This window comes from bacterium (assembly GCA_040757115.1).
Lineage (GTDB): Bacteria > UBA9089 > CG2-30-40-21 > CG2-30-40-21 > SBAY01 > JBFLXS01.
In genome coordinates this window covers 1-16,772 of sequence record JBFLYA010000076.1, presented here as the reverse complement: position 1 = coordinate 16,772, position 16,772 = coordinate 1, and the positions used below count along the sequence as shown (strand labels likewise).

Below are 16,772 nucleotides of genomic sequence, written 5' to 3'. Positions count from 1 at the left end.
CAATCTTTATATCCGGGGGTGGGTCAATTCTCATTGCCAAATTTGTTCATTTTTGATCTGATTTTTTTACATGGGTGGGTCAATTTCCATTGCCAAAAGTGGGTCAATTTTGGTTTGCCATTAACAGTGAGTGAAGGAGTTTTTAGTATGGAAGGAGATATTGTTAAACTTCCTGAATTGGTTCACCTGGTTAAAAAGTATAATGGCCGCATTATGATTGATGATGCCCATGGTACAGGTATCTTAGGAAGGGATGGCAGAGGGACTTTAGAACATTTTAGGCTAGAAGATGAAGTTGATTTAGTTATGGGTACTTGTAGCAAATCATTGGCTTCAATAGGAGGATTTATTGCTGGAGATGAAGAAGTAATTCATTATTTGAAACATCATGCTAGAAGTTTAATGTTTAGTGCAAGTTTACCTCCATCTTTGGCAGCTTCAATTAGTACAGCAATAGAAATTATCGAGAAGGAGCCAGAAAGACGACAGAGACTTTGGGAGAATGTGAACAAGATGCGAAGAGAACTTAAAACTTTAGGATTTAATATCGGAAAGAGTGAAACTCCAATCATTCCTATTATTATTGGTGATAATTTTCAAGTTTTTCAAATGTGGAAATTGCTCTTTGATAATGGTATTTTTACTAATCCAGTTATTACTCCAGCAGTACCCAAAGAGCAATCGCGTATTCGAACTACTTATATGGCTACTCATACAGATGAACAGTTAGATAAGGCTCTTGAAATATTCGAATCTGTAGGAAAGAAATTAAATTTAATCCCAGGATAAAAAAATACAAGTTGATATGAATATTGAAGTAGTAAAGGAAGATAGATCCCTAACTGATTTTGTAAGGTTTCCTTGGAGAGTCTATAAAGGTGATATGAACTGGATTCCTCCTCAAATTAAGGAGTACAAATTTATCCTTGGAAATAAGAATCCTTTGTGGAATCATGCCGAAAGAATGCTCTTTTTACTAAGAAAAAAAGAGAAAATAGTAGGACGGATTGCTGGAATTATTGATTATAATCATATCAGTTTTCATAATGAAAAATGTGGCTTCTTCGGTTTTTTTGAGTGTTCAAGGGATTATGCTTTTGCTAAAAGGTTGCTGGATGAAGTTTGTGATTGGTTAAGAGAAAAAGATATTGAGATAATCCGAGGACCGGTAAATCCATCTATGAATGATGAATGTGGTTTTTTAGTTGAAGGTTTTGATTCCCCACCATTTTTAATGATGCCATATAATCCTCGGTATTATATTGACTACATAGAAAAATATGGGTTAGAAAAGTGTAAAGATTTATATGCCTATCTTTTTGAAATTACACCAGCACAGATTGGAAATATGGAGAAAATATCTAAGAGAGTGGAAAAACAAAGAGCTCGGGTTAGACCGATAAACTTGAAAAATTTTGCGCAAGAGATAAATATAATTAAAGAGATTTATAATACCAGTTGGCGTGACAACTGGGGTTTCGTCCCAATGACAGATGAAGAGATTATGTATATGGCAAAACGATTAAAATCTTTACTTGTTCCAGAGTTACTACTTATTTTAGAAGTGAAAGGCAATTTTGCAGGATTTGTTATGACTTTGCCTAATTATAACGAGGCGTTAAGAAATTTGAATAAACACTGGTGGGATACAATAAAATTATTATGGCGACTCCGAAAGATTAAGAGTTTGCGTGTGATAGCTATGGGAGTTAAACCCGAATATAGAAGAAGAGGATTTGAGGCGTTGCTCTACTTAGAATCGTTAAAAATAGCCTTAAAAAAAGGTTATCAGCAATGTGAGTTTTCATGGATCCTGGAGGATAATATATTAACCCAAAGAGCAGCAGAGAAAATGGGAGGTAAGTTATATAAAAGATACCGAATCTATGAGATGAAAATATAGTTAAGGAGAAAGGAAGGTCATAAATGCAAGAAGTGAAGAGTTATAAACTTCAAAATGAAATTTGTGGTTATAATAAGGTAACTATAGAAATTGGAGAAATATGTTTTGTTTTTAGAGGTGATAATTATGAGTTGATGGATTTAATTAAAAGAAAATATAATACTTTTTTATCAATGAAAGAACCTAATTTTATAATAGATGTACAAGTTAAAAAGAACATTAAATTGAAGGAACTTCGGGAATTGAAAATTATCTCTAAAAAAGACAAAATTTTCGTTTTTAGGTGGGATTTTTCAGGAATAATAGATTTTAGAAGAAATGAAGGAGAATTAAAACTTCAGGAAATAGAGATAGAGGGAGTAGAAAATTTCTTACGGATGTGTGCTGGTTGGTTATTCCCAAAATATTATGAAGGAATCTTGTTACATGCATCAAGTGTAATTGATTCCAAGGAAGGATTTGTATTTTGTGGCCCCTCTGAAGCAGGAAAGTCAACAATAGCTAACTTATTAAAAGATGATACAATTTTGTTGACCGATGAAATAACTCTTATTCGCAACATTAATAGAAGATATAAAATATTTGGAGTTCCATTTTGGGGGATGTTATGGGAGGAAGGGAATAATGTTAACATTTCTTCGGAGATTAAGAAAATTTTCCTATTAAAAAAAGATAAAGATGTATATCTAAAAAAATTATCTCCATATAAGGCTGTAGTAGAAATTATGCCAAATATCATATTTTTTTCTCATAGAAGTGAGATAAGTAACAAATTGTTTACTTTATGCTGTAATTTGGTAGAAAAAATTCCCTGTTATGAACTACATTTCTTACCTAATAAATCTTTTTGGAGGTGTATAAAAAATGATCAATAGTTATGTAGTTAGAAGTATGAATACAGCATTTAGGATAATTGACAATAATGCCACGATTTTGTCTCCAGAAGAAGGAATTCTACATTCCTTAAATGAAGTAGGAACTAGAATATGGGAACTTGCAGATGGGAAAATGACTATCAAAGAGATTATTTACATCATTTGTAATGAGTATAATGTTGAAGAGGATGTGGCTAAAAAAGAAGTTTGTGACTTTGTAAAAGAATTATGCAATAAGAAACTAATAGTTTTAGAGATGATTTGAATCTTCTTGGATAAAGTGAGGTGATTTCAAATGGGTCTTGAAGATGAATTAGCAAAAAAATATATGGAAAAGGGCTTTCCACTTACAGCAGCAATTGAACTTACTTGTTGGTGTAATTTGAAATGTATCCATTGTTATGTAGTAAAATATTCTCAATCTCCAGAAGAGGAACTTTCTACAGAAGAGATTAAAAATATTATAGACCAACTGGCGGGAGAAAAAGTGTTTACCATTACATTTACCGGCGGTGAATTTTTTTTAAGAAAAGATTTATTTACCATAATAAGTTATGCGAGAGAAAATATGTTTGATGTTATTCTATATACTAATGGAACCTTAATAGATTCAGAAATAGTAAGAAAGATAAAAGAACTGCATGTTTCTTCAGTAGAAATTAGTCTCTATGGGGCTACAGCGTTAACTCATGATAAAATTACAAGAACAAATGGTTCGTTTGAAAAAACTATGAATGCTATTAGATTATTGAAAGATAGTGGAATAAAGGTTATCTTAAAAACTATATATATGAAGCAGAATTTTAAAGAATATAAATTAATAAAAGAAATGGGGGAAAAATTAGGAATATTAACCAGGCCAGATGTATATATCACTTATAAAAATGATGGGGATTCTGAACCCGCAAAGTATAGACTTAATAGGTCAGAATTATTTGTTTTTCTTAAAAATGTGTATGAGAAAGAAAGGGGAACTGGTATATGGATAGAAGAAAAAGCGTGTATACCAAGAGAAGAAAAGGAAAGTATTAAAGAAAGACCATATCGAGAATTTTGTGGAACAGGAACGATTCAATGTGCAATTTCTCCAATTGGAAAAGTTTTCCCTTGTATAGGGATGCCGGTAGAAGTAGGAGATCTAAGAAAGGATACATTTCATAATATCTGGTGGACATCAGAAAAACTTTTTGAAATAAGAAACTTGCGTGCTATTGATGAAGAATGTTACAATTGTGATATTGCTAATCTGTGTGGGAAATGTATGGGAGCTACATTTTTGGAAGGATATGGATTATTAGCCTGTTCTCCTTACGACAAGGAGATAGCTGAAATGAGAAAGGAGGTGATAAGAAATGAAACGGCAATATGAAACGCCTCAAATTATTTCAGAAAAAATATTTGAGGAGACTGCTTTGTGGTGCAATAAGACTATTAAAACTAAGCCGTGTCGGTGCAAGAATGGATGTAAGGTCAACTCTAAGTCGTAGCAGCGAAGTAGTCTAACAAAAAAAGTCGCAGTTTACTCATCAAAGTAAACTGCGACTTTTTAGAAAGGTGGGAGATAGTACTTTACTATAATCTTACTGGAGAGGAGAAGAATGAATTTTGTCCAACAAAACAAAAAATATACAAAAACTGAATTGGAATTAGCTAAAGAGTGCTTAGAAAAAGGAGCAATTTTATATTCGGGAGTAAAAGGGTGGAGTATGTTTCCATGGATTAATTATTCAGATAAGATCTTGATTAAGAAAATTCCTACCGAGGAAATTAAAGTAGGAGATATTATTGTAGTTCATTATGGTGAAGAAGAGATGTTTATTGGCCATAGAGTTATTAGAATACAACAAGAGATAAAGGGAAAAAGTTTCTTAACGAAAGGAGATTTTGTTTTTTTTATTGATGAATTAGTCGAAGAAGAAAAAGTAATAGGTAAGGTAAGAGAAATAATAAAAAAAAATGGACTAAAAATAGATTTAGAGAATAAGAGAGTAAAAATATTTTCTTATTTAACAGCAAAATATTCATTTGCAGTAGCGATATGTATATCTTTATTAAAAAGGGTATGTTTAATATCCTACTTCCCACTGATTATAGGTAAAATAGGCGAAATAATTACTATAATCCCCTGGGTAATTATCTTTGGTATTTATAACATGTATAGTAAAATCAGCAGTAAAAAATTACCTTATCCTACACTCCTGAAAAATAAGAGGGAAATTTTGTAGTATCAAAATTGGAAAATTTGACCAGTGAAAGTAAAGAAATTTTTAAAAGAAAATTTAGTTTTACTCTACTGTACAAGAGTAACAATCAACAAGGATATATCTGATAAAGTTATAGAACTTTTAAAAGAAAAATTAAATTGGAGATATATATTAGAAAAGGCCAAGGTTCATAATATTCAGGCTTTACTATATTACAATTTAAAGAGAATTAATCTAAAAGAGATATTATCATGTGAAGTTATAATGAAATTGGAGAATTTATATAAAAGGTACATTATTGAATCTTTAAGGTATGAGAAGGAACTAAATAGAATTTTAGAAAAATTCTATAAAAATAATCTAAAAGTTATTCTTTTTAAAGGGTATTCTTTAGAGAAAGTCTATTCTAATCTTATATATCTAAGAGGAGTTGGAGATATTGATCTTTTAGTTCGCAAAGAGGATATGTTCAAATGTGAGAAAATGTTAGATGAGTTAGGTTATGTCCTTTATTATAAAGAAGAAATTAATGTCTCAAAAATTGCAGAGTGGCTACTATGGGTCCTTTTTAGAGAAAGAAAAAGAAAGATTCTGCTACATCCTATGTATATCCATCCACAGGTAAAAATACCTTTAGAGATTCATACTACAGTATTTGAAGGTGTTTTATTTCAAAAAATAGAAATGAAAGATATATGGGAAAATGCCCAATTTTCTCAATTAGGGGAAGTTAATACACTTATACTTTCACCCGAAGATATGTTATTGAGTCTCTGTCCTCATCTATCTATTAACCATAACTTTGAATTGAAACTTATAGGCGATATAACAAATATTGTTACCTATTATACGATAAACTGGGAATATGTAGTTAAGAAATCTTATGAGTATCGAATAAAAAATTCTATGTATTTTACTTTTTATTTTGCCGAAAGATTACTTGATGCTCCAATTCCTTTAAAAATTTTAGATGATTTAAAACCTTGGAGGATTAAAAGAATATTATTCTTTAAATTGTTTAAAGATGTTGAGAATTTTTTTGATGATAAATTTTTGCCTAAGTTACTCAGTAAAATGGGAAGAGATGGTATTCCAATAGGAGCGTCTATTTTTATGGCAGAGAATATTCGAGATGTCATAAGAATATTTACTTTGCTTGTTTTATTCTTAATAAATAAAGTGTTTAAAGGAGGAATAAAGGTAGTTGAATAATACAACAAAATTATTCTCAATAATATTAATTTATCTGAAGGAATATAAAATTAAGATGGTAATAGTTTCTATATTCCTTATTTTTATAACTATCTTGAACTTATGGTTTCCTTTATTAATAAAGGAAATTATTGATGGTATATTGCAAAAAGGAAAAAGGATATGGGTTATTTCAGAATTATGTTTACTTTGCCTAATCATAATACTATTTAGGGAATTGTTCCAATATTGTCTAAATTATTTGGCAAGATATATTGGAGAAAGGATTACGGTAGATCTGAGGGAAAACCTTTATTCTCACTTAATTAATCTACCACTCAGTTTCTTTAAAAACAGACAGTCAGGAGAGATTTGCTCTCGAGCATTTAACGACCTCAACCAAATCCAATATGGAGTCATTTTAGATTTCCTCTATTTTTTGAAAGATACACTATTCTCAATAGGAGGATTGGTTATTATTTTTATACTTTCGTGGAAAATATCAATAATTATGATATCTGGAATAGTAATTATAGCCTTTCTTACGGTTAAAATTGGAGAAAAAATGAGAAAAATAAGCTATGATATCCGGGTAAAAACAGGCAAGATAAATGCCCTTTTTCAGGAACTTTTCCCTTCCATAAAGATTATTCAGTCATTTGTTCAAGAAAATAAGATGATTGACCGATTCTCAAAAGAAAGTAGTCATCTCCTTTCATCTTCTTTAAAAGAAGAAAAGATATATGCTGGTTTTGGTTCTTTAATAAATTTTTTAAATCCATTTTTCCTAATACTCATTATCTGGTATGGAGGATATGAGATTAATCAAGGGTTATTAACTCCAGGAACGCTGGGAGGATTATTATTCTATTTATATCTATTGACAGATTCTCTAACTGGTGTGAGTAATTTTTATATTGATTTTCAAAGATCATTAGCCTCTCTTGATAGAATCTATGAGATTTTATCTATTGAATCTGAAATAAAAGATAAATCTGATGCTTTCCCCTTCACTAATAGAATAAAAGGACATATTCAATTTGAAAAAGTTTCCCTGCGCTATGAAGATAATTTTTTTGCTTTAAAGGATATTAATTTAGAGATAAAACCAGGGGAAATTGTAACTTTGGTAGGACTTAATGGTTCAGGCAAGAGCTCTTTGATAAACCTCCTCCTTCGATTTTATGATCCAACTAATGGAAAGGTCAAAATTGACAATCGGGATATTAAAGATGTTACTATTAGCTCTTTAAGAGAAAGGATTGGATATATCCCTCAGGAGACAATTTTATTTAATGGCTCTATTTATGATAACATTGCCTTTGGTAAGAAAAACGCAAGTGAAGAAGAAATTATTGCAGTGGCAAAAACTGTAGGGATTCATAACTCTATTACTGCCCTTCCCAATAAATATCAGACAATGGTTGGAGAAGGAGGAATAAAATTATCTGGAGGAGAACGACAATTTATTACAATTGCTAGAGCCCTGCTAAAGAATCCCAATATATTTATCTTAGATGAAGCTACCTCATCTTTAGACCCAAAAGCAGAAATAGAATTCCATAACTTATTAATAAATCTTATTAAAGGGAAAACCACTATTATTATTGCCCATCGTGTGGGAACTGTTATAAACGCTGAGAAAATAATTGTATTACATCAGGGTAAACTTGTAGAAATGGGCTCACATTTTGATTTAATTAAAGAAAAGGGATATTATTATCGTCTGTTTCAAAGACAGTTTCAAAGAATAGAAGATGCCACATGCTCTTATAACTTTAGTTAGAATTTTATAAAACAATGTAGAAAACAGTTGACTTTTGCTTTAAGTTCGAGTATTATGTAGGTAGGTTCAAATCAGGGATGAGAGCAAATTTCAAATTAACAGAAGCAGAAAAATCTGTTTCTGTCTGGAATAGTTAAATGTTGTTAAATGATGTCATCAATCATTATTTACCATGGTGGTTCAATTGCATTGCCACTTTAAAGATATTAATCGAAAATATAATCACTCATTGGATTACACTAAGGGATATATTTTTTATTGCCTTAGGGATATTAGTGGGTATATTTATTTATCGAGTTCGTCTTAGAAAAGATAGTCTTACCACCATAGAAAAAAATATACTCAAGAGCGGAGAGATTCTCAAACTCATCTATAACACTATCTTAAATCTTATTATCAAGCCACTTATTATATGTGCCATATTTATAGGTCTTTTTATTACTTTGATAGGAAGTTACGCATTAATTTCTATAAGCTATAGGGTTTTTGGTTTTTTTATCCCTACTCTGGCTATAATTATCAGCGTGGTAGTAACTATAATTATTATCATCACGAAAGGGGAAAAAGAGAAAAAGAGTTTATCAAAGAAATTTTTCGATTTGGTAAAGGATATCTTTTTCTAAATACTAAGAATAAATGCTGTATCGAATCTTTTTTTTAGGAAGATTAATATTAATATTTATTTTAATATTAACACCAAAAGAAAATTTAGCTCAAGAAGCTAAAAATCACCAACCTTTAACTTTAGAGGATGGTATTCAAATTGCCTTGAAGAATAGTCTAAAACTTCAATCAGCATTAAAAGAGATTGCTTCTTTAGAAGCCAATATTAAAAAGGCATGGGCAAAATGGTTACCACATCTTTATCTCAATATAGATTCTGGCTACAACAAGACAGAATTTAGCCCATATCAAAAGTCAGTAGAGGATGTTCCAAGTTGGATACCACAAGACTACCGTGAGGTATATAAGAATATATTTTATGCTGAAGATTCCAAAAAATATACTAATAACATAAATATTGGACTAACCCAATGGTTACTTGATAATGGTCAGATTTCAACCAATATTTCTATCGCACAAATTCAATATTTAATAGCCAAAATTAATCTTGAATCAATAAAAAAACAATTGGTCTATCAAGTTTCAAGAAATTATTATGAATTACTTAAATATAGGAAGATGATAGAATTAAATCAAAAGTTATTAAACATCAAAGAAGAACAACTAAAAAAGTATGAATCTAAATTAGATGCGGGCATAATTACCACTTCTCTACTCTTAAATAAAAAATTAGAGGTTCTAACTGCAAAAAATGATTTAATGAAGATTGAAGATATCTATGAAAGAAAAAGAGAAGAATTTTTACAATTACTTGATGTTGATACTTTACCTGAATTTGACTTTAATATTATACCTGACTATATCCCTTATGAAGGACAGTTAAAAGAAGCAATTTCTAAAGCATTAGAAGATAACCTGCAAATTCAAGTTCAGCAATTAGAAATTAGGTTGAAAGAAAAAGAGATTAATTTAGCTCGCAGTGGCAGAAAGGTTTCTGCTATGATTACTGGGAATTATGGTTATGATAGATCTGATGAAAACTTAAAAAAAAGTCTTGATGATTTTAATAAAGAATGGAATGTCAGAATAAATATTACCTTACCTTTTTTCACTGGTGGAGAGGTTACTTCTGACATAAAAGCATCTTTAAATAAATATTCTGCCGCTCAACTTACCCTTGAAGCACTAAAAAAAGAAATAACATCTATTACACGCCAAAAGTATCTTAAAATAAAAAATCTTGAAAGACAAATTGAACTGCTTCAAGAAAGTGAAAAAATAGCCTGCCAAGACCTTATCATTGCACAAACTCAATATGATGCAAAAATAATTGCAGAGGAAGATTTGTGTGATAAACAAATTACTTTGGATAAAATTATCTTAGAGAAGATAGAAACTCTATTTGACCACCAAATAGCTAAAATTGAATTTTTTGAAATTAGTGGACCGGAGGAAAAATGAAAAAATCAATCAATCTTCATAAAAAAGTTTCTATTTTAATAATTGGGCTACTAATCCTATTACTTATACCCATTTTTATCTTTACAACCATTAAAAAATCACCTATTTGTAATGTAGATGTAACATCGGTAAAAAAGAAGGATTTTATTTCTACCTTATCTACCACAGGAAGAATAATTCCTGAAGAATCCGTAGAAATTAAAACATCTGTCTCAGGAAAGATAATCCTCAAAACAATAAAAGAGGGTGAATATGTAAAGAAAGATAAGGTGCTCTTAAAAATAGATAAAACCCCATATCTAGTAGCATTAAAAGAGGCAGAGTTTAACCTCATCAAAGATGAGAATTCATTAAATAGATTAAAAGATTCTCCTTATGAACTGACAAAGGCAAAAAATGAACTCATCAAAGCAAATACTAATTTGGAATACCTTAAGAAGAAAGAATGTATTTACAAAGAGCTATATGAAAAAAAGAGTATCTCTTTACCTGAATTAGATTCTTTGACCAAAGAAATTAAAGATGCACAACTCCATGTAACACAATTGAAGGTAGATATAGAACACTATGAGAAAGTATGGAAGGATGATTTGTCTGAAGTAGAGAAGAAATTAAAATTAGATAAAGAAATTCTTAAGAAGGCGGAGAATGAGTTAAAAGAGACAGAAATAATCTCGCCAATTAATGGCGTAATAATAGAAGACATAGTTGGTTTAAAAGAATATGTCCTGGTTGGAGAAACTCTATTTAAAATAATGAATTTAGACAAACCATTACTTAAAGCTAAGATTGAGGAGTTAGATATAAATAGAGTAAAGCCATGTCTGAAAGCCACTATTACTGGGGAGTGGCTACCTGCGGATAGGAATTATTTAGAAGGCGAAATTATGAAGATTATTCCATGTGCTACATCCGGAGAATATCCTTATATGGAAGCAATTATTGAATTAAAAAAATTCCCTTCGGACTTACTTTTGATACCCAATTTATCGGCGGATATAGAGATAACTATTGACAAAATGAAGGATGTATTAGTTATTCCTCAAAATGCCTTAATAAACAAAGATGGAAGATACTTTGTTTATACGGTAGAAGGTTCGTCTGCCAGGATGAAAAAGGTAGAAATTGGCGTAAGTAATGAAGTAGAGGTGGTTATAAAAAAGGGATTGCAAGAAGGAGAGAAAATCATTACTTCAAATAAGGAGAAAATATCCGCTGGGGTAAAGGTAAGGGAAAGGAATTTATAGAAGGCTATGAGAATAATAGAATTAAAGGATATCTTTAAGATTTACAAAATGGGTAGTGTGGATATTTGTGCCTTAGCTGGTATCTCGCTTCAAATTAGTTCTGGGGAATTTACAGCTATTATGGGTCCTTCAGGTTCTGGCAAGTCAACTTTACTTAATATCATTGGACTTTTAGATGTTCCAAGTTCAGGATTTCATTATTTTGAAGGTGAATATGTAAATAATTTCAATGGAGACAAAGTGGCTATGACCAGAAATAAAAAAATAGGTTTTATCTTCCAAAGTTTTAATTTACTGCCACAATATTCTGCCCTTTTGAATGTTGAATTACCTCTTGTTTATAGAGGGGCGGTGAGAAGAGAGTGTAGAGAAAGGAGTTTATATTTATTGGAGAAGGTAGGACTTTTTGATAGAAGAAATCATAGACCTAATGAGTTATCTGGTGGAGAACAACAGCGAGTAGCTATTGCGCGAGCACTTGCCAATACCCCGACACTAATCTTAGCCGATGAACCAACAGGTAATTTAGATACTAAATGTGGAAATGAAATTATGGCCATCTTCATTTCCCTATCTCAAGAAGGGAAGACTATCTTAGTGGTTACCCATGATGAACATATTGCCTCCTTTGCAAAAAGAGTTATTTACCTTCAAGATGGGAAAATAATAGGTGAAAGAAATAGATGAAAGTTAGAGAATGGGTAAGGATAGCCTTTATAGGCATCTGGGGAAATAAAACACGTTCTATATTAGCCATATTAAGTATATTTATTGGAATAGGAGCGATTGTTTCCCTTATATCCATAGGGAATGGAACAAAAAAACAGGTTCTTAACCTGTTGGAAGAGTTAGGTATCAATACTATAGATATATATTCTGAGTATGATCCCAATACAAATCAGAAAGGAAGGATAACATTAGAAGATGCAAGAGCAATTGAACGATTGCCTATTGTAGAAAGCAGTAAACCAAGAATTAACATAGAAAAGATAGTGACGAAAGGTAAGGTTAAAGATAAAGTGAGTATTCATGGTGTAACTTCTTCTGACTTTTTCCATGGTGAAGGTTGTGTTCTCATTATGGGACGATTAATTAATAATTTGGATATAAAATTACAACATCATGTCTGCATAATAGGAAAAGATATCTCAGAGACATTCTTTAAAGAAGAAAATCCGATAGGAAAGGTTATAAGAATAGGCAGGGAAAAATTCGTAGTGGTTGGAGTAATGGCCTGGAGGCACATAGGAGTAATGACTATTGGAGGTTGGGTTGGAGACGCAATTTTTATCCCTTATAACATTGCTATTAGAATAGCTGAGAAAGACAAAAAGGAGGTCATAGATTTTTTACAGGTTCGATTTATCCCCTCTATAAGTGTTGAAGAGGCTTCTTCTTTCATTATTAATTTTCTTAAGAAACGACACCAGAATAGAGGAAAGTATAATGCAGAATCTTCAGAAGAATTTATAAAAACTTATACCCAAATAAACCAAACCCTTACTTTAGTTGGGGTAGCAATTGCCTGTATCTCATTATTAGTTGGTGGGATTGGTATAATGAATATGATGCTTACCGCTGTTTTGGAAAGGAGAAAGGAGATAGGGATAAGAAAGGCAATTGGTGCAAGGGGCAAAGACATTATGGGACAATTCTTAATTGAAGCGGTAACAATATCCACCATTGGAGGGTGTCTTGGAATAGGTGGAGGAATCCTTCTGGCAAATATTGCCTCTATATTTATCAAAATACCAACTGTAATTTCGTTAAATTCAATCATTCTGGCAGTAAGTTTTTCATTAGGAATAGGGATGTTCTCCGGGATTTATCCTGCCTACAAAGCATCAAATCTAGACCCTATTGTCGCATTACGGTATGAGTAAATGAAGGTATTAGTTACAGGAGCAACTGGGTTTTTAGGGGTAAATCTGGTAAGAAGACTTATTCAAGAAGGACTAATGGTAAGAGCCCTCATTAGAAATACAAGCAATACATTAGGGCTGGAGAGGTTAGATATTGAGAAATTCTATGGTGATGTTTTGAATAGAGAATCTATTGCCAACGCTTTAAAAGGATGTGATGTGGTGTTTCATACCGCCGGAATAGTTTCCTTATGGGTTCCGAATAAGCAGGCTAAAAAGATGATGTGGGATGTTAATGTCGGAGGGACAATAAATGTGCTTGAAGAAGCCCTTAAAAGTAATGTGGAGAAAGTAGTATATACAAGTACTGTTTCGACTATTGGGATTAAAAAGGGAGAACCTGCGGATGAAACTACATCTTTCAATTTAGGATATTTAGACATAGATTACATTAATAGTAAGTATGAGGCGGAAATAAAAGCTCAACAGATACTGGGAAAAGGACTTCCATTAATTATAGTAAATCCTTCGTATATGTTTGGAGAGTGGGATATAAAACCTACCTCAGGACGAATGATATTAGAGATGGCTAAAGGCAAGATTATAGGTTATCCTCCAGGAGGGAACAATTTTGTTGATGTAGAGGATGTAGCCAAGGGACACTTTTTAGCGCTTAAAAATGGCAAAGTGGGCGAAAGGTATATTTTAGCGAGTCAGAATTTAACCTATAGAGAGATATTTGAAAAGATTGCTCAGATAGTAGGTGTAAAACCTCCAACGATGAGAATACCCTATTCACTATCTATGGGAATGAGTTATTTATCTGAGCAATGGAGTAAACACATTTCTAAAAAAGAACCTATGATTACGGTAGGTCTATCAAAGATGGGCTATGTTAACCATTATTTTACCCCTCAAAAAGCAATCAAGGGAATAGAGTTTTCCCCTCAAACACCTATTGATGAATCAATTAAAAAAGCATTTTACTGGTTTAAAAGGTACGGGTATTTGTAGGTAGCGGAGATTTGACTTGTACTGTAGGTTACTTCAAGAAACCATAGATAAATTAAAAGACGAACAAATACCTGATGATACCTTGCCCATAATGGATTTGCTCTGTGATACCTATATCCCAGAAGAATATATCAAGGATACTACTCAACGGTATGCCATCTATAAAAATATCTTTAACCCAAGATTTTAAATCCTTACAAGAAATTGAAGAAGAGCTGGCTGATAGATATGGAAAAATCCCAACCTCCGTAAACCTGTCAGGAGCAGGCTTACATTTTTAGTAACCGTTCAGCCACTACATTTGGGCTTTTAGGAATTACAAAACACAAAATATAGTATTTTGAGAGACTGTTTTGCTTCCTTTTTTGAGCCTATAAAAAGAGGTGGTTAATATATGTAGTGGGGCACCAGCAATTATCACCAAACATCTTGCGTTTCACCCACCTGAACGGTCCCCCTAAACCTAACCGTACAGGTCGAAATTTTTCGACCTGTGAAATAGGTCGAACTGGGAAAATAAAATTATACCACACTATTTGGTGTAAGAAAAGGAGATAGGGAGATTAAGGAGATAAGGGGATATTATTCTAATTCCACTCTTCTAAAATCTGCCTTTTCTTTAGCAAAGTTTACAAGAAGAGCCACCTTTACACCTGTAGCTTTTAAATATGAGCGAACCTGAGCATAATGAGCTTTGCTTAATTCCTCCACCGTTTTTAGTTCTACTATTACCTTGCTTTCTACAAGAATATCCAATCTGTGTTTCTCAACTTCTTCTCCTTCGTAGTAGATTAGTATTTCTTTCTCTGTCTCAACTCTCAATCCCTGTTTTGTAAGTTCAATTACCATTGCCCTGCGGTAAATACTTTCCAGGAAGCCTGGACCCAGTGTCTGGTGTGTCTTGATAATACATTGAATTATTATCTCAGTAAGTAGATTTTCTTGATATTCTTCTGATATCTCCATATCTCCTTTATCCCCTTATCCCCCTTCTTACACTAACCACGATCAAAATATTCCTATTTCACAGGTTGAATCTTTTCGACCTGTGCGGTTAGGTTATAGACTGCCAATTTGAGTTCCCCCCACTGATGGAATCTGAAATCTTCCCCGCTGGCGGGGGATTAAGGGGGTGGAAATCTCTTCAATCACCATTTCAATATTTCTTGTCACATCTTCTATCTGATTTAATACCTCATCATCCGCAAATCTCAATACTCTAAATCCTCTTTGCGAATGGTTGAAATTCCTTATTGGATGCGTAATTGTTAGATTTGTCAGATTTCACATTCCACCCCCTAACCCCCGCCAGCGGGGGACACATGGTATCATACTTCTTATTCCATTGCCCTTGATAATTTCTAACCGCACAGGTCGAATCTTTTTGTATTTGTGTTCATTCGTGGTTATATATTCCCTCTGTGTTCTCTGTGGCTATATCCTGAACGGTTACGTTTTTCCTTTAATTCCTCTTTTTCTTCTCAATTTCCCCCCAATTCGTCAAAAATACCCCTTTTTCTACCCACTTTTACCCATCCCTCATTCTCCACTTGCCGATTTCAGGTTAATCACAGACAATCCAGAGATTCCTTAATATAGTAAGTATTAACCAAAAGTTCACATTAGTATTGTTGATAGTTGATGGTTGATGGTTGATGGTCTATGAAACTATAAACTATAAACTATCAACCATCAACCATGTTGCTCTATCTGTTCTATGAGAAATTTTCGTTAATAACTACTATACTTTGCGGCTGAATAGTTATTGTTAATTTATGTGCAAGGCGTCAACACCGGGCGGGAAAATGCTTAAAAGTAGAATGAGACGGGAATACGGTGGCTATTGTCTAAATCGCCATAAGGGACATAGGCATAGTCAATTTGGTAGGTATTGAATTTAAATCCTGTCCCAAAACTAAACCCATTATCTAAATCATTCTTTGAAGTATAACCGCATCTTACGACTAAAGTTGGGCTGAGTAAATATTCTGTCCCAATGTTTATTCGAAAATCATTATCTGCTGGCTTAGTTAAATCTGTGGATAAAATCAGTCTATCTGTTTTATAAGATGCACCTATTTTATAGATAATTGGTAAGTCCTCTCGTTTATTGATAAATTTAAGTTGTGTCCCAATATTCTGAATAACAAAAGCCGTGTTAAAGTTTTTTAGACCTGGTTCAAAGTATAAAAGTCCAACATCAATTACTAATGCAGAAGCTTGTTCACATTCAATCCTTTGCTTTATAAGTTTTACAGAGGCACCTACTGATAAGTCTGTATTAGCCATTAAACTATAAGCTAATTGAAAGGCTAAATCCTTTGCCCCAAAATCCCCTGTTGGATTCCCATTTTTATCTCTACCTTTTATGTCATCTATACTCAAATAATTTAAACTCACCCCATAAACACCTGACTGAGTAGTACCGTGTTAGCTAAGTTCTTTCACAGTTTAAGGGGTTTGCCATTATACGTCCATGCAAATGGATGAGCCCAAAAATTGTTCCAATGCATGATATATTCGAGTATTTTTACTTCAAGATCGTGTAAGGATTCAAAGATTCCTCGACGGAGCAATTTCCTTGAGAGGATACTTAGCCAAATTTCAATCTGGTTGAGCCATGAGCCATGTTTTGGGAGAAAGTGAAAGACAACACGTTTTGATT

The 16,772-nt window shown here is 32.4% G+C and carries 18 protein-coding genes and 1 pseudogene; 15 read left to right on the top strand and 4 right to left on the bottom strand.

The window, feature by feature from the left end:
* The 15 genes from AB1422_08620 to AB1422_08550 all read left to right on the top strand — a co-directional run.
* On the top strand, positions 1–789 hold a 789-nt coding region (locus AB1422_08620; GenBank protein ID MEW6619381.1), incomplete at its 5' end, for a pyridoxal phosphate-dependent aminotransferase family protein.
* A gap of 94 nt (positions 790–883) precedes the next feature.
* Positions 884–1,903, top strand: coding sequence for a GNAT family N-acetyltransferase (locus AB1422_08615; GenBank protein ID MEW6619380.1), 1,020 nt, complete (start codon positions 884–886; stop codon positions 1,901–1,903).
* A gap of 23 nt (positions 1,904–1,926) precedes the next feature.
* Positions 1,927–2,778 (top strand): hypothetical protein, encoded by an 852-nt coding sequence (locus AB1422_08610; protein ID MEW6619379.1) that lies wholly within the window; start codon positions 1,927–1,929, stop codon positions 2,776–2,778.
* Positions 2,768–3,043 (top strand): PqqD family protein, encoded by a 276-nt coding sequence (locus AB1422_08605; GenBank protein ID MEW6619378.1) that lies wholly within the window; start codon positions 2,768–2,770, stop codon positions 3,041–3,043. The genes AB1422_08610 and AB1422_08605 overlap by 11 nt, the downstream gene beginning before the upstream one ends.
* A gap of 30 nt (positions 3,044–3,073) precedes the next feature.
* Positions 3,074–4,147 (top strand): radical SAM protein, encoded by a 1,074-nt coding sequence (locus AB1422_08600; GenBank protein ID MEW6619377.1) that lies wholly within the window; start codon positions 3,074–3,076, stop codon positions 4,145–4,147.
* Positions 4,148–4,376: 229 nt separating this feature from the next.
* Positions 4,377–5,003 (top strand): signal peptidase I, encoded by a 627-nt coding sequence (locus AB1422_08595; protein MEW6619376.1) that lies wholly within the window; start codon positions 4,377–4,379, stop codon positions 5,001–5,003.
* A gap of 24 nt (positions 5,004–5,027) precedes the next feature.
* Complete coding sequence (locus AB1422_08590; GenBank protein MEW6619375.1) at positions 5,028–6,194, top strand: nucleotidyltransferase family protein; 1,167 nt, start codon at positions 5,028–5,030, stop codon at positions 6,192–6,194.
* Positions 6,195–6,249: 55 nt separating this feature from the next.
* Positions 6,250–7,959: an ABC transporter ATP-binding protein gene (locus AB1422_08585; GenBank protein MEW6619374.1), complete on the top strand. Its 1,710-nt coding sequence runs from the start codon at positions 6,250–6,252 to the stop codon at positions 7,957–7,959.
* A 137-nt stretch (positions 7,960–8,096) separates the two neighbouring features.
* Positions 8,097–8,582, top strand: a complete 486-nt coding sequence (locus AB1422_08580; protein ID MEW6619373.1) for a hypothetical protein — start codon at positions 8,097–8,099, stop codon at positions 8,580–8,582.
* A 13-nt stretch (positions 8,583–8,595) separates the two neighbouring features.
* Positions 8,596–9,984 carry a TolC family protein gene (locus AB1422_08575; GenBank protein MEW6619372.1) on the top strand — a complete coding sequence of 463 codons (1,389 nt, stop codon included), beginning with the start codon at positions 8,596–8,598 and terminating at the stop codon, positions 9,982–9,984.
* On the top strand, positions 9,981–11,231 hold the full coding sequence (locus AB1422_08570) for an efflux RND transporter periplasmic adaptor subunit (GenBank protein ID MEW6619371.1): 1,251 nt from the start codon (positions 9,981–9,983) through the stop codon (positions 11,229–11,231). The genes AB1422_08575 and AB1422_08570 overlap by 4 nt, the downstream gene beginning before the upstream one ends.
* A 6-nt stretch (positions 11,232–11,237) precedes the next feature.
* Positions 11,238–11,918, top strand: a complete 681-nt coding sequence (locus AB1422_08565; protein MEW6619370.1) for an ABC transporter ATP-binding protein — start codon at positions 11,238–11,240, stop codon at positions 11,916–11,918.
* A complete protein-coding gene (locus tag AB1422_08560; GenBank protein ID MEW6619369.1) occupies positions 11,915–13,114 on the top strand; it encodes an ABC transporter permease in 1,200 nt (399 codons plus the stop codon). The genes AB1422_08565 and AB1422_08560 overlap by 4 nt, the downstream gene beginning before the upstream one ends.
* Positions 13,115–14,107 carry an NAD-dependent epimerase/dehydratase family protein gene (locus AB1422_08555; protein MEW6619368.1) on the top strand — a complete coding sequence of 331 codons (993 nt, stop codon included), beginning with the start codon at positions 13,115–13,117 and terminating at the stop codon, positions 14,105–14,107.
* 16 nt (positions 14,108–14,123) lie between these two features.
* A complete protein-coding gene (locus tag AB1422_08550; GenBank protein ID MEW6619367.1) occupies positions 14,124–14,297 on the top strand; it encodes a hypothetical protein in 174 nt (57 codons plus the stop codon).
* Positions 14,298–14,689: 392 nt separating this feature from the next.
* Here AB1422_08550 and AB1422_08545 read toward each other — a convergent pair whose 3' ends face one another.
* From AB1422_08545 to AB1422_08530, 4 genes and pseudogenes are all read right to left on the bottom strand, one after another.
* Positions 14,690–15,073, bottom strand: coding sequence for a GxxExxY protein (locus AB1422_08545; protein ID MEW6619366.1), 384 nt, complete (start codon positions 15,071–15,073; stop codon positions 14,690–14,692).
* Between the two features lie 93 nt (positions 15,074–15,166).
* The gene (locus tag AB1422_08540; protein ID MEW6619365.1) at positions 15,167–15,361 is read right to left on the bottom strand and encodes a DUF559 domain-containing protein; all 195 of its coding nucleotides are present in this window, start codon (positions 15,359–15,361) and stop codon (positions 15,167–15,169) included.
* A 555-nt stretch (positions 15,362–15,916) separates the two neighbouring features.
* A pseudogene (locus AB1422_08535) lies at positions 15,917–16,510 on the bottom strand (PorV/PorQ family protein).
* A gap of 41 nt (positions 16,511–16,551) precedes the next feature.
* The coding region (locus AB1422_08530; GenBank protein ID MEW6619364.1) for a transposase at positions 16,552–16,772 on the bottom strand (221 nt) is incomplete at its 5' end.